Below are 13,191 nucleotides of genomic sequence, written 5' to 3'. Positions count from 1 at the left end.
CCAGGTTGTAATAATCGTAGCGTATCCGCTGAGACACCGTTAGCAGTTCCGGTGAGTGGTTACAAAACCGCACACTCGGGTTCACCCGCTGAATGGGCTATACTAGCGCGCTCTTCTTGGTTGCTACCCATAAACGCTGCACTCACAAGGTTGCTTCGTGATTGAATTTGATCAGGTTCAGAAATCCTTCCAGGTCGGAGGCCGGGCGATCCCCGCATTACATCCGACCAGTATGGCCATCGAGGCCGGTGAAGTTTTCGGTATTGTCGGCCATTCCGGGGCGGGCAAATCGACGCTGGTCCGTTTGATCAATCTGTTGGAACGCCCCACCGGGGGGCGGGTGCTGATTGATGGCGAGGATGTGACCGGCTACGATGCCAACGAACTTCGGGCATTCCGTCGCAAGGTCGGTATGATCTTCCAGCACTTTAACCTGCTGTCTTCCAAGACCGTGTCGGACAACATCGCATTCCCCATGCGGCTGGCCGGAATTTACTCTCGCAGTGAGATCAGCACGCGGGTGGAAGAGCTGCTGGTGCGGGTAGGCCTGGCAGACCAGGCCCGCAAGTACCCCTCGCAATTATCCGGCGGTCAGAAGCAACGGGTCGGTATTGCCCGCGCCCTTGCCTGTCGCCCGACCATTCTGCTCTGTGACGAGGCCACCAGTGCTCTGGACCCCCAGACCACCCAATCGGTGTTGCGTCTTCTGGGGGATATTAACCGCGAGCTGGGTCTGACCATTGTATTGATTACCCACGAGATGGATGTGGTCCGTCGGGTCTGCGACCGGGTCGCGGTGATGGATGCCGGCAAGGTGGTGGAAATCGGCCCGGTAACCGATGTGTTCCTGCATCCGCAACACCCCACCACGCGGGAGTTCGTGCTGGAGAGTGAGCACATCGACCAGAAAGAGCTGCAGCAGGATCTCGGCCGCGCCCAGGGCCGGATCTTGCGGTTGACCTTTCGCGGTGAAGCGACCTATAAACCTTTGCTGGGCCAGGTTGCCCGTGAGTCGGGTGTCGATTTCAGCATCCTGTCCGGGCGAATTGACCACATCAAAGAGACGCCCTATGGCCAGCTCACCCTGTCATTGGTCGGGGGAGACCTGGATCTCGCCATGCAAACCCTGGAAGCGGCGGATGTTCACGTGGAGGTGGTGCGCTGATGGAACAAATGCTGACCAACGTAGACTGGACTGAAATCGGCTGGGCAAGCTGGGACACCCTGATTATGGTGGGCGTGTCCTTGTTATTCAGCGTGTTGATCGGGTTGCCGGTCGGGGTGTTGCTGTTCCTGACCGGCAAACGCCAGTTGCTGGAGCAGCCGGTGGCTTACGCGGTGCTGTCGTTTGTGGTGAATATCCTGCGGTCGGTCCCGTTTATCATTCTGCTGATCGTGATGATTCCGGTGACGGTGATGATTATCGGTACCTCGTTGGGCGTCGCCGGTGCGATACCGCCTCTGGTGGCCGGTGGCGCACCATTTTTTGCCCGACTCGTGGAGACCTCATTGCGTGAGGTGGACCGGGGGATTATCGAGGCAACCCAGGCCATGGGCGCTTCGGTGCGCCAGGTCATCACCGGTGCCCTGCTGCCGGAGGCGCTGCCCGGCATCATTGCGGGCATAACCGTAACGGCCATCACGCTGGTTTCTTACGCGGCCATGTCCGGGGTTGTCGGCGGGGGCGGTCTCGGCGACTTGGCCATTCGCTTCGGTTATCAACGATTCCAGACCGACGTGATGGTGATTACAGTAGCGCTTCTGGTAATTTTTGTTCAGCTGCTGCAGATGGCAGGTGACCGCCTGGTGCTTTATTTCAGCCGGCGCTGACCGGCACAATCTGACTACCACGCTCCAACATAACTTTTTTAAACACAACGACGAGGTTTGCTATGAAATCGACAAGACTTCTGGCCGCGCTGGCATTGTTTGCCGCGTTTTCTGTTCAGGCCGCTGACAAGCTCAGTATTGCCGCGACAGCGGTTCCCCACGCCGAGATTCTGGAATTCATCAAGCCTGACCTCAAAGAGCAGGGTGTGGACCTGGAGATCAAGGTGTTCACCGATTACGTGCAGCCAAATGTGCAGGTGAGCCAGTTCGGAATGGACGCCAACTTCTTTCAGCATCAGCCGTACCTGACCGAGTTCAATGACGGCCGCGGTACCAGCCTGGTGAGCGTGGTGGGTGTGCACGTTGAGCCATTCGGGGCCTACTCCAGCAAGATCGAATCGCTGGATGACCTGAAGGATGGTGACACTGTTGCAATCCCTAACGATCCGACCAATGGCGGCCGTGCGTTATTGCTGCTGCAAAAAGCCGGGTTGATCAAACTGAAAGACAGCAGCAAGATCACGGCGACACCGCGGGATATCGCCGAGAATCCGAAAAACCTGGAATTTTACGAACTTGAAGCCGCTACCCTGCCGCGCATTCTCGACCAGGTCGAGCTGGCCATGATCAATACCAACTACGCGTTGGAAGCAGGCCTGAACCCGAACGAAGATGCCCTGATCATCGAAGGATCCGATTCACCGTACGTGAACATTCTGGTTTCCCGTGAAGACAACAAGGATTCTGAGGCGATGCAAAAGCTGGCAGCTGCGTTAACGTCTGACGCGGTCAGGGGCTATATCGAGGAAAACTACAAAGGCGCCGTTGTACCGGCGTTCTGAATAGGCAGGTCTGCGTTCTGAACAAGCAGGCAATAAAAAACCGGTCAATTTTCATTGGCCGGTTTTTTTATCAGGCGGGAAAGCTAAGGCTTATTCGCCACCCCAGTTCACTTTCGGATCGGGGGTCATGCGAAGGTACGGTTTCACTGCCTTGTAGCCTTTCGGGAACCGTTGTTTGATTTCATCCTCGTCCTGCAGGGATGGCACAATCACGACATCATCACCCCGTTCCCAGTTGCCCGGTGTGGCCACTTTGTGGTGCTCGGTCAGTTGCAGGGAGTCGATAACCCGCAGGATCTCGTTGAAGTTACGCCCGGTACTGGCCGGATAGGTGATCATCAGCCGAACCTTTTTGTTCGGATCAATCACAAACAGTGAGCGCACGGTCAGACTGTCGTCGGCATTCGGGTGGATCATGTCGTAGAGTTCGGACACCGAGCGGTCCTGGTCTGCAATAATCGGGAAGTTGACGACGCAGTCCTGTGTCTCGTTGATGTCCTTGATCCACTCGTGGTGGGAATCCACGGGATCCACACTCAGGGCAATGGCTTTGACATCGCGCTTGGCAAATTCGTCTTTCAGTTTTGCGGTCAGACCCAGCTCCGTGGTGCAAACCGGGGTGAAGTCGGCCGGATGAGAGAACAGAACCCCCCAGCTATCGCCCAGCCATTCATGGAACCTGATTTTGCCTTCACTGGAATCCTGTTCGAAATCCGGTGCGGTATCGCCTAGACGTAGACTCATATTCGATCCTCCTCTTCGGGAAAGGCTAACCATTGATTAGCCAGCATTGTTTTCAGCAATTCAATCTGACTAAAGAATTAAATAGTGCCCGGTGGGCCAAAAACCAAGGGCTTTACCGGCTTTTAATACAACATTTTGCGCTAAGTTTATGTCGCTCTGTGGCCCGGCCGCTGGAAAAATGACCCCTTAAGAGTGATTGGAAACCCGGTTAAATCCGTTAAGCTGGAAAAACAGTCAACAGTTATGGCAGATAATGAGCAAGATATCGAGCGTACCGCTGGAGCAGTGTATAGAGGCTAACGGTCTTTCCTTATGTGTCGAGAGCCGGGGCAATCCGGAAGGCGAGCCGGTGATCTTTGTGATGGGGCTCGCTGCTCAGCTGACCCTGTGGCCGGAGGCGCTGCTGGAGGCCTATGTGGCCGCCGGTTACCAGGTAATCCGGTTTGATAACCGGGACATAGGTTTGTCGACCCATTTGAAGGACCGCCTTACCGGGCATCCTGTGTCGGTGATGGCGCGCCATCGGTTCGGGCTTGAGGTAGCCGCACCTTACTCGCTACGGGATATGGCGGCTGATGTGGTTGGCCTGATGGACGCCATGGGACTTGCCAGGGCACATCTTGTGGGGGTGTCTATGGGGGGCATGATCAGCCAGATCGTGGCGGCTCAATGGCCAGAGCGGGTGCGCAGTCTGACCCTGATAATGACGTCCACCAACAGCCCCCGGTTACCGTTACCGCAACCGAAGCTGATCTGGAAACTGGCTGGGGTTGGTGTCAAAGGCCATGACGAAACCGCTGTAGTGGCCCGCTCGCTGGAATTCTGGAGAGCTATTCAAAGCCCCGGTTTTCCGCCCCGTGAAGACGATGTAAGAGCGCGGATTACACGGGATTTTCGTCGCAGCTATCACCCGGCCGGCATTCTCCGGCAGACCCGCGCCATAATGGCAGCTGGTAGCCTGTCTTCCATGACCCGCCGCATTCGCGTGCCGACGCTGATTATCCATGGCAAAGCCGACCCTCTGGTGCGGCCGGTGGCGGCAGAGCAGCTGAAATATCTCTTACCTCATGCCCGCCTGGAAATGGTTGAGGGTATGGGGCACGATTTGCCGGAACCCCTGCTGCAGGATTTTGCGGGCATGAGTCTGGAGGTTATCAGTAACGGTTAAGTCAGGCTCAAATCAGCATTGCGGGTTTTGTATTTCCAGTTTCCGTCCCCATTGCCTATTGTTATAGAGAGTGTTGTCTGACAGGAGGAGGTTAACCATGCGCTCGATCAAGGTCGGTGATGTGATGTGGAACCATATAGAGCCGATTCGCTGTGGCACACCCTTGACCAGGGTGGTGAAGGCTCTTCTGGAAAATCATGTAACGGGTTTGCCGGTGGTTGACGCCCAGCGGCAGGTTCTGGGGTTTGTGTCGGAGCAGGATTGTATCCATGCCTTGCTGGTGAGTAATTACCATTGTGAGGGCGAACCGGTTGTTGACGATGTGATGTTCAACGAGCCGATAACGATCAGCGCGGACATGGCGCTGGTGGATGTGGCACAGAATCTGGGCCATGGCAAACCAAAGGTTTACCCGGTGACTGACCATGGTCGTCTGATTGGCATTGTGACCCGTAGCGCTATTCTTGCGGAATTGGCCCGCGTCGGTTGTGGTATTACCCTGCCGAAGTTTGCCAGAGCCGAATAGCAACCCGCGACCGAACCACAACTTTTGGGGTTTTTATGGAATTACTATCCACCAACATAAGCTTTAACGGCGAGCACCGCCGTTACCGTCACTCCTCGTCTGTGCTGGGTTGTGATATGGAATTTGCGGTCTATCTGCCACCGCAAGCGGTTGCTGCTGACTCGGGTAAAATGCCGGGGAAAGTACCGGTGTTGTACTGGTTGTCCGGGTTGACCTGCAATGACCAGAATTTCATGCAGAAGGCCGGGGCTCATCGCCGCGCAGCCGAGCTCGGGATGGCAATTGTGTGCCCGGATACCAGCCCGAGGGGTACCGACCTGCCCGGAGAGCACGATAGCTACGACTTCGGCAGCGGCGCCGGGTTTTATATCAACGCCACCCAGGAGCCCTGGGCAAAGCATTACCGCATGTACGATTATGTCGTCAGCGAGTTGCCAGCGTTGGTGGAACAGGCATTACCGGTATCGGACCAGCGGGTGATCAGCGGTCACTCCATGGGTGGTCATGGTGCGCTGGTGTGTGCACTGAAAAATCCGGGCCGTTATCGCTCGGTGTCGGCGTTTGCTCCGATATGTAATCCGACGGCATGTCCCTGGGGTGAAAAGGCATTCTCGGGTTATCTCGGGGCTAACCGGGAGGAGTGGGCGGAATGGGATGCGACGTTGCTGATCCCGGATGCTCCGGAGCGACTGAAGCTGTTGATTGATCAAGGCACGGCGGATGAATTCTTGCCGGAGCAGCTCAATCCGGAAGCGTTGGCTGATGCCTGTGAGCGGGTCCACCACCCGATCCGGTTGCGGATGCACCGGGGTTATGATCACAGCTACTTTTTTATTGCCTCGTTTATTGATGATCATCTGGATCATCACGCAGAAGCGTTGGGTTTGCTTTAGCGCTCAACCTTCACAGGTCAGCGCCTCGAAGTCCCGCCGCAGCTCTGCCAGTTCGGTGGTCAGGTGGCTGCGCTGTTGGGGCTTTGACTGAGTGACCAGATTACTCATCAGGCTGGCGAGAGCGGGACGGCTCTGGGTAATCATGGCCTCATAGCGCTCGCCGCGAACTTCGGCACTGTCACGGATCAGCCGTTCCATGGCAGAACCGAATGTTTCGCTTTGACGCTCCTGTAATACGGCTAGCAGTGCCTGCTGCCATCGTGCCCGGCCTTCAAGCCAGATGTCGGTCTGGTCACCCCGGGCCCGGTTCCAGGCTGCAATGGTGGCCTTCTGCTCTTCGTTCAGGGAGCCCAGCCAACGCTCTGCGCGCTCGAGAATTCGCTGTTCCCGCTGCTGCAGCGCGACAGCCGGGTCAGGATCAAGAAACTCTGCTTCCTTTTCAGCCTGATTGGCGGCCATGTTGCGGGATAATTCATCAATCTGCTCGTCGGACAGCGTCGCGAGCAGTGCCGTGGCGATGGGGACGGCCTCGACCAGCATGCGGTCCAGCGCCAGCAACAGTTCGGATTGTCTGCGGGCTACATCCTGAGCCTCAAGGGGCGGGTTGCTGATATCCGCTTCCAGGCTACCCAGCCAGTCGGCGTAACGGGGTAACTCGGCGCTGCAATGCCACTGCCGATAGGTATCAATCGACTGGCTGAGCTCGGCCTTCTGGCTGTCGGTCAGGGTTATAAAGTCTTCCACCCACCAGACGATGCCCCAGTCCGCATAGCGATACGCCATGCGGGTCGAGCTGCAGGCCGACGTCAGCAAAGCCAAGACAGTTATCAGGATAATGGTGACATGACTGCGGCGCACTGAGACTCTCCTTCGAGACTGGCAGGATTACGGGTGCTGTTATTCCGGCTTGCAAACGTCACAGGCGTAGCGCTTATCATAGCGGTGGTCCGCCCAACGCTCGTAAACCGTGGTCGCAATGGAGAACAGGCCTGGCCACAACAACGGCCGAAACAGGAAGCCGTAACGGGTGTGAGACCAGGCGCGAACAGTCGCCCGAAGCCCGACGATCCAGGTGCCGTCCTTGCCTCGCAGATGCAGACGGCGCAATAACAGTTCACGGCTCGGCAAGGCGGCTGCAAGTTCCACGTGTTCATGGATATCAGCAAAGCCCAGACCGCCATCCTGCAGTCGTCTGAGGGTAGTAATCTCACGACTGCAAAGGGGGCACCGACCATCGTAAAACAGAGTATCCACAATACCGCTCCAGGAACCAGGGTACGGTAATTACGTAGCGCAATCGCTTCCGGCTCAGTGGGTGGGGCGCTCAAGTGCTGGTAGCGGCAATCTCAGAAAACGAAAGGAAGTTGCCCTCAGTTGAACTCCCAGAGCAGACCGAAATCCATCGAGGGCAAAACATCCACGTCTTCCACCATACGGATGCTGAACTCCAGCAAGCTGCAGTCACGCTTGAAGGCACCCTCGTAGAGTCCCCTTTTCGGGCCGATGATGGCTTGAGCTGTGGGCCCGGAGTGGCGGGCAGGCCGGTGAGTGACGACGGCCACCTCCGTGTTGGCGAGCCGTACCAGGCAGCCCGGGGGATAAGATGTGAGGGCGTTAAGCAAGGCTGAAGTGATCCGGGGCCGGGGACTGCCCATAGCTGCGCTACGAATAGCCTTCATGGCCTCGGTGACCGTCAGCCGGTCACGATAGGCGCGCCGGGTGATCATGGCAGTATAACGCTCTGCGAGGGCAAGAATCTGGGCCTCCGGCAACGTGTTCTCGCTGGTCAAGCCAACCGGATAGCCGGTGCCATCGTGATGTTCATGGTGTTGCTCGATGATGGTCAGTAGCTGTCGGTTCCTGATTCCGGCTTCCCGCAGCGCTTTTGCGCTCAGTAACGGATGCTTGTGGATCACTTGGCGCTGCTGGTCGGTCAGGCGTCGGGCGGAGCGGTTGAGTTTATCGAGAAACGGTAGCAGCGCCAGATTCGCTGTCAGGGCAGCACCCAGCAGCACCAGCACCCGTTTTTCTTCAAGACCCATGGCCCGGGCGATGAAATGGCAGATAATGGCGTAGAACAGGGTTTGTTCATAGGCCGTCGGTTCGACAGCGTATAGATGGACCAGAGCCAGGCTTGGGTCCGGGGCGCTGAGACACATTTCGTCAATCAGTCGTGCCAGGGCTGTCAGCCGTTGGGGCGCGTCGCTTTCCCGGTCAGAAATGGCCGTGAGGGTGGTTTCCAGTGCCTGCAACAGGCCGGGGTATTCGTCAAAAGGGTTGTAGACCCGGGTTTCCTCGACCTGTTCCGGTTCGGCCACCACGGGTTTGCGCGGGTAAAACATGGCTCGCTCGAACAATTGCTCAAGCTGGGATTCGCTATGGATTACATGGCCCTGGCGCAACAGCACATTGCCTGTAACGTCGTATACGGTCCATGGCAGAGGCTTGCCAACAACCAGCGCTCCGGGAGCAACTCGGACAAGATCAGACACGCTTATGAATTCACCTGTGTTCGTTAATACCATACCCTGGAGCACGGAATGTGGTCGGAACTTTCCTGGTCAATACGCAAAAGTTTAAATCATAAAGGTTTTGATGTCTTTAATGCGGTGCTTAAACAGCGGGCAGCGAAGGTATGACAATTGTCATCTTTGGTAATATTTAGGCACCCGCTACCGGTTTGATTGAAAATTTGCTCTATTATGGTTGTCACGCACCAGGCCGGTGCCTGTATTTCTCTGCCGCTCGGTTGGATCCTTTCCGGCCAGGCAATTGCCATGATCGTGCCCTGGTTCGACCAATATGCTTTACCGATTGCGTAATAATTTCAGGCTGTCGATTATTACCATGCTGGGCGTGTGTGCCATTATCGGCATCACACCGTTTGCTATTTTCCGGTTCGCGCAGGGTGATACCGTGGCGGGCACGGTGGATACGGTCATCATGCTCGGCATCGCCACCAGTATGGTGTACGCCTGGATTACGGGTGATACCCGCCGCAGCGGGTTCTGCATAGCTGTTGTCGCCTGCGCCGGTGGTGCGACGATCGCGTTTCTGCTGGGCACCATCGGTCTGTTCTGGCTTTATCCGCCATTTATTACCAGCTTCTTCCTGACCTCGCCGCGTCTGGCGGTCATCATAAATCTGGTCACCCTGCTGATTTTGATGGTGTTCAATATTGGCTTTCAGTCCCATGAGTACATGCTGTCGTTTGTCACCACGGCCATTGTCGTCAGTTCCTGCGCCTATATTTTCGCGTTGCGCAATGAGACCCAGCGCTTGCGCCTGGAACAACTGGCCTTGCTGGATCCGCTGACGGGCATCAAAAACCGTCGGGCGATGGAGCAGGAACTCAATGCCGCAGTGGCATTCCACCAGCGCAGTGGCTTGTCCTATGCGCTTGTGATACTGGATCTTGATCACTTCAAACGAGTGAACGACGACCACGGCCATGCGGTCGGCGACGAAGTGTTGCTCGATTGTGCGCAGATTATCCTGAAACATACCCGCAAGACGGACCAGTTGTTCCGGTTCGGTGGGGAGGAGTTTGTGGTGCTTTTGCCGGGTGTGGGCGACTACGGCATGCGGACGGTGATGCGCAATATTCATCAGATCCTGCGCCGGGACCTGAAAAGCCCTGGTGGGCCAGTCACTGCCTCCTATGGCGTCGCGTTACTGCAGGATGACGATACTCGTGATACCTGGTTTGAACGAGCCGATGAGGCGCTTTATCAGGCCAAGGGCAATGGCCGTGATCAGGTGGTGGTTGCCGGGGAGTCGGGTTCTTCGGTCTGATCAGGCTGGTTTGGGCGCGTAGCCGAATAGCCGGATGCCGAGTAAAATGCTGGCCGACGCCAGTCCGCCCGTGAGCCCGATCCAGAAGCCCGCAGCGCCCATGGCTGGCACGATCATGTCGGTGAACGTGAGTGCGTAGCCCAGCGGTAACCCCAGGCCCCAGAACGAAAACAGCATGATGATCATGGGTACCCGGGTGTCCTTGTAGCCGCGCAAAGCGCTGATGCAGGTTACCTGGATCACATCGGCAATCTGGAACAGAGCCGCAAATACCAATAGCGAGATGCTCACGTCCTGCACCGCCGGGTCGTTGGTGTAAAGCTGCGCAATGGGCGAGGCCAGCAGGAACAGCAACAGCGCAAACACTAGCGCCACCGAAGCCGCCAGAATCAGAGAACTGCGGGAGAGCAGGCGGGCGGTATCGGGCGCGCGCGCACCGATCAGAAAACTGACCCGCAAGGTAAGCGCCATGCCGATGCTCAGAGGTACCATGAACAACAACGACACCACATTCAGCGCGATCTGGTGACCGGCCACAATCACCGGCCCCAGTGGTGCCAGGAACAGCGCAATCACTGAGAACATGCTGGCTTCCACGAAAATAGTGAAGCCAATGGGTACTCCGAGCTTGAGGATAAGGCTGATTTCCTGCCAGTGGGGTTTGACCCAGTCTGTGATCAGGTTGTAATGCCGATAGGTTCTGCTGCGGCTCAGATAGACCAGCAGCGCCACCATCGCGACCCCGTTTGAGATTGACGTGGCCCAGCCGCATCCGATGCCCCCCATGGCGGGCAAGCCGAATTTACCGTAGATGAAGATATAGTTCAGGGGCAGGTTGATCAGGGTGCCCAGTACCGAAAACGCCATGATCACCTTGGTATGTCCCAGCCCGTCCGTCAGGCCCCGCAATGCCGCCATCAGCAACATCGCCGGTATACCCCAGGCAAAGGCGCTGAGATAGCCCTGGGTGACAAATGCTGTATGACTATCCATGCGCAGAGTGTCAAGCACAGGTCGCACATTAACGAGTAACAGGATCATCAGCACCGATGCCCCGGCCGCAATGTAAATGCCCTGCCAGGTGTCGGGCATGATACGGCTGAACAGACCACCGCCCCGATGGCCGGAAATGATCGGTTGCAATGCGCTCAGCGTTCCCATGAACAGGAGAAACAACGGCATCCACAGACTGCTGCCGATACCCACAGCAGCAAGGTCCTCGGCGCTGGCGTGGCCGGCCATCACGGTATCGATAACGCCGTTGGCCATCTGGGCGATCTGTGCAATCAGAATCGGCCCGCCCAGCAAGGCCAGGGTTTTCCATTCTGTCAGTGTGCGCTGGATCAGCGGCTGGCGAATTTCGGGAATGGGCTGGTGCAATTCTTCCACGGGTAGAGCCTGCATCGGAGGTGTATGTCTGGGTGCGGATAATACCCTAGTTACATAATACAACTGAATGTCGGGTGGTTATTGGACTACTCTTGACGCCGCGCCTGAACAGCGGTGGCGTACTCACTATGGCGTCTCCCAATACCCTGAAACGAACTCCAGAATGTTATTCATCGATGGCTGTAGCCAAAGGGCCTTCGGTTCGCCGTGTCAAAGCTTTAACCTGCAGTGTTTTCTTGGAGTAATTAATGCGTAAAAACCTTCCAGTGACCCAGCGCGAAGTTTCCATGCGCAAGGGTGGCCGACTGATTACCACCACCAACCAGAAAGGTATGATCACCTACTGCAACGATGAGTTTGCGGAGATTGCCGGGTTCAGCCGCGAGGAGCTTATAGGCCAGGCCCATAACATCATTCGGCATCCGGACATGCCGCCGGTGGTTTTCAAGGGTATGTGGGACACCATCAGTGCCGGCAAGCCCTGGATGGGTGTGGTCAAAAATCGCTGCAAGAACGGCGACCATTACTGGGTCAGTGCCTACGTCACCCCGGTAAAGGAAAACGGAACGGTAGTGGGTTACGAGTCTGTTCGCACGGCGCCGACCCGCGAACAAACAGCCCGGGCAGAAACGCTCTACAGCAAGCTCTCAAGTGATAAAGGCACCGCTGGCAGCGGCACTATCGTGGCAGGTATTAAAACCGGCTGGCCTGCGGTGTTGTCGCTTGTGCTAAGTATGGTAGCTCTGAGTTTCGGTGCCACCCTGGCCGGTTTCGGGCTGGTAATTCTTGGCCATTTACTGGGCTTTGGCCTGGTATTCGGGGGTGTTGGCCAGCGGCTGCGCAATGTGATCAACCTGCGCCCCGATGCCTTCAAGGACGCGACGGCGGCCCGTACCTACACCAATGAGCGAGGGCTCTATGCCCAGCTGGCGATGGTACTGGTGAGTGAGGAAGCGCGGCTGAGAACAGCTCTGGCGCGTATCGAAGACCGGGCTGAAGTGATGTCCACGACCTCCGCTGAAAGCCACAAGATGATCAGTGAGGGCGCCAGCTATATTGACCGGCAGCGTGCAGAAACCGATCAGACTGCTTCGGCGATCACCGAAATGACGGCCTCCATTCAGGAAGTGTCCGAAAGTGTAAATCAGAACGCCCGGGAGGCCGAAGAGGCCAACCAGCACGCCGCTGCGGGTGCTGGTCTGAGTGCGGATGCGCTCAGATCCATTGAGCAATTGGTGGAGCGGGTCAGCAGCATCGGTACGCAAATTGAAAAACTGGGCGAATCCACGGAAAGTATCGGTGAGGCAACGCGTCTGATTTCCGATATCGCGGATCAGACCAATCTGCTGGCTCTGAATGCGGCAATCGAAGCTGCCCGGGCCGGCGAACAGGGCCGCGGCTTTGCGGTGGTAGCGGATGAAGTCCGCTCGCTGGCCGCCAGAACCCGGGATTCCACCCTGCGGATTCACAGCGTTATTGAAGATTTCCGTAAACAGGTAGACGCCGCTGTTACGTCTACTCGTGAGGGCGCGGCAGTGGCCGGCGCCGGGCTGGATAAAGTACGTTCCGCTGAGCGGTCACTGAATGAAATTGTCGAATCCATCGGCCGGATTACGGACCGCTTCATCCAGATGTCGGCGGCTGTTGAGCAGCAGAGCCATGTCTCCGACGAAATCAACCGTCAGGTTGTCAGCATCGCCAGCCTTGCGGATACCAGTACTGAAAAGGCGAACAATGCCCGCAGACTGAGCGATGAAGTCAGCTCCGTTTCCGGTGGCCTGCATGAACTGGTGTCACGTTTCATAAGCCGTTAAAACTCCGCCGCTTCCGGGCCATCCGTGGGCGGCGTATTGCCCCACTCGTCTACCTGCTCTGCACTACTTTCATCGGTAATCCCGAGATCATTTCGTGATCTTTCCGCGATAAATTCTTTAGTAGTGCGTTAAGTCTCCGTAAGCCTGGGCGTTCATGATTATCAACAGAGTCCGGGGCACCTGCCTCGGG

Annotated in this window: 13 protein-coding genes; 8 read left to right on the top strand and 5 right to left on the bottom strand. The window is 56.9% G+C overall.

What is annotated here, in order from left to right; translation table 11 throughout:
- The first annotated feature begins 157 nt into the window (after positions 1 to 157).
- The 3 genes from F6Y09_RS17630 (at position 158) to F6Y09_RS17620 (ending at position 2,672) form a co-directional block, all read left to right on the top strand.
- The gene (locus F6Y09_RS17630) at positions 158 to 1,165 is read left to right on the top strand and encodes a methionine ABC transporter ATP-binding protein (RefSeq protein ID WP_152208247.1); all 1,008 of its coding nucleotides are present in this window, start codon (positions 158 to 160) and stop codon (positions 1,163 to 1,165) included.
- On the top strand, positions 1,165 to 1,830 hold the full coding sequence (locus F6Y09_RS17625; protein ID WP_152208246.1) for a methionine ABC transporter permease: 666 nt from the start codon (positions 1,165 to 1,167) through the stop codon (positions 1,828 to 1,830). Before F6Y09_RS17630 ends, F6Y09_RS17625 begins: the two co-directional genes overlap by 1 nt.
- A gap of 62 nt (positions 1,831 to 1,892) precedes the next feature.
- Positions 1,893 to 2,672, top strand: coding sequence for a MetQ/NlpA family ABC transporter substrate-binding protein (locus tag F6Y09_RS17620; RefSeq protein WP_152208245.1), 780 nt, complete (start codon positions 1,893 to 1,895; stop codon positions 2,670 to 2,672).
- Between the two features lie 90 nt (positions 2,673 to 2,762).
- Here F6Y09_RS17620 and F6Y09_RS17615 read toward each other — a convergent pair whose 3' ends face one another.
- Positions 2,763 to 3,416 (bottom strand): peroxiredoxin, encoded by a 654-nt coding sequence (locus tag F6Y09_RS17615; RefSeq protein ID WP_152208244.1) that lies wholly within the window; start codon positions 3,414 to 3,416, stop codon positions 2,763 to 2,765.
- Positions 3,417 to 3,669: 253 nt separating this feature from the next.
- Between F6Y09_RS17615 and F6Y09_RS17610 the strand changes: the two genes are divergently transcribed.
- The 3 genes from F6Y09_RS17610 to fghA all read left to right on the top strand — a co-directional run bounded on the left by F6Y09_RS17610 (position 3,670) and on the right by fghA (position 6,003).
- Positions 3,670 to 4,584, top strand: a complete 915-nt coding sequence (locus F6Y09_RS17610) for an alpha/beta fold hydrolase (protein WP_152208243.1) — start codon at positions 3,670 to 3,672, stop codon at positions 4,582 to 4,584.
- A gap of 97 nt (positions 4,585 to 4,681) precedes the next feature.
- Positions 4,682 to 5,110: a CBS domain-containing protein gene (locus tag F6Y09_RS17605; RefSeq protein ID WP_152208242.1), complete on the top strand. Its 429-nt coding sequence runs from the start codon at positions 4,682 to 4,684 to the stop codon at positions 5,108 to 5,110.
- A 35-nt stretch (positions 5,111 to 5,145) separates the two neighbouring features.
- A complete protein-coding gene (fghA, locus tag F6Y09_RS17600; RefSeq protein WP_152208241.1) occupies positions 5,146 to 6,003 on the top strand; it encodes an S-formylglutathione hydrolase in 858 nt (285 codons plus the stop codon).
- 3 nt (positions 6,004 to 6,006) lie between these two features.
- Here the strand turns inward: fghA and F6Y09_RS17595 are convergent, their stop codons facing one another.
- The 3 genes from F6Y09_RS17595 to F6Y09_RS17585 all read right to left on the bottom strand — a co-directional run bounded on the left by F6Y09_RS17595 (position 6,007) and on the right by F6Y09_RS17585 (position 8,495).
- Positions 6,007 to 6,861 carry a DUF6279 family lipoprotein gene (locus F6Y09_RS17595; RefSeq protein WP_152208240.1) on the bottom strand — a complete coding sequence of 285 codons (855 nt, stop codon included), beginning with the start codon at positions 6,859 to 6,861 and terminating at the stop codon, positions 6,007 to 6,009.
- A 39-nt stretch (positions 6,862 to 6,900) separates the two neighbouring features.
- Positions 6,901 to 7,257 carry a thiol-disulfide oxidoreductase DCC family protein gene (locus F6Y09_RS17590; protein ID WP_246180583.1) on the bottom strand — a complete coding sequence of 119 codons (357 nt, stop codon included), beginning with the start codon at positions 7,255 to 7,257 and terminating at the stop codon, positions 6,901 to 6,903.
- 116 nt (positions 7,258 to 7,373) lie between these two features.
- The gene (locus F6Y09_RS17585; protein ID WP_152208238.1) at positions 7,374 to 8,495 is read right to left on the bottom strand and encodes an HD-GYP domain-containing protein; all 1,122 of its coding nucleotides are present in this window, start codon (positions 8,493 to 8,495) and stop codon (positions 7,374 to 7,376) included.
- A 310-nt stretch (positions 8,496 to 8,805) separates the two neighbouring features.
- Between F6Y09_RS17585 and F6Y09_RS17580 the strand changes: the two genes are divergently transcribed.
- Positions 8,806 to 9,798: a GGDEF domain-containing protein gene (locus F6Y09_RS17580; protein WP_152208237.1), complete on the top strand. Its 993-nt coding sequence runs from the start codon at positions 8,806 to 8,808 to the stop codon at positions 9,796 to 9,798.
- Here the strand turns inward: F6Y09_RS17580 and F6Y09_RS17575 are convergent, their stop codons facing one another.
- The gene (locus F6Y09_RS17575) at positions 9,799 to 11,187 is read right to left on the bottom strand and encodes an MATE family efflux transporter (RefSeq protein WP_152208314.1); all 1,389 of its coding nucleotides are present in this window, start codon (positions 11,185 to 11,187) and stop codon (positions 9,799 to 9,801) included.
- Positions 11,188 to 11,435: 248 nt separating this feature from the next.
- Here F6Y09_RS17575 and F6Y09_RS17570 point away from each other — a divergent pair, with 248 nt between their 5' ends.
- A complete protein-coding gene (locus F6Y09_RS17570; protein ID WP_152208236.1) occupies positions 11,436 to 13,001 on the top strand; it encodes a methyl-accepting chemotaxis protein in 1,566 nt (521 codons plus the stop codon).
- Positions 13,002 to 13,191: the final 190 nt, after the last annotated feature.

Source organism: Marinobacter changyiensis, assembly GCF_009193265.1.
GTDB lineage: Bacteria > Pseudomonadota > Gammaproteobacteria > Pseudomonadales > Oleiphilaceae > Marinobacter > Marinobacter changyiensis.
The sequence above is the reverse complement of the archived record's forward strand: the minus strand, read 5'-3'. Positions and strand labels throughout refer to the sequence as shown.

Coding starts and splice junctions, on each gene's coding strand:
- F6Y09_RS17625 (WP_152208246.1), top strand. CDS start 1,165: ATGGAACAAATGCTGACCAACGTAGACTGGACTGAAATCGGCTGGGCA.
- F6Y09_RS17620 (WP_152208245.1), top strand. CDS start 1,893: ATGAAATCGACAAGACTTCTGGCCGCGCTGGCATTGTTTGCCGCGTTT.
- F6Y09_RS17615 (WP_152208244.1), bottom strand. CDS start 3,416: ATGAGTCTACGTCTAGGCGATACCGCACCGGATTTCGAACAGGATTCC.
- F6Y09_RS17610 (WP_152208243.1), top strand. CDS start 3,670: ATGAGCAAGATATCGAGCGTACCGCTGGAGCAGTGTATAGAGGCTAAC.
- F6Y09_RS17605 (WP_152208242.1), top strand. CDS start 4,682: ATGCGCTCGATCAAGGTCGGTGATGTGATGTGGAACCATATAGAGCCG.
- fghA (WP_152208241.1), top strand. CDS start 5,146: ATGGAATTACTATCCACCAACATAAGCTTTAACGGCGAGCACCGCCGT.
- F6Y09_RS17580 (WP_152208237.1), top strand. CDS start 8,806: ATGCTTTACCGATTGCGTAATAATTTCAGGCTGTCGATTATTACCATG.
- F6Y09_RS17570 (WP_152208236.1), top strand. CDS start 11,436: ATGCGTAAAAACCTTCCAGTGACCCAGCGCGAAGTTTCCATGCGCAAG.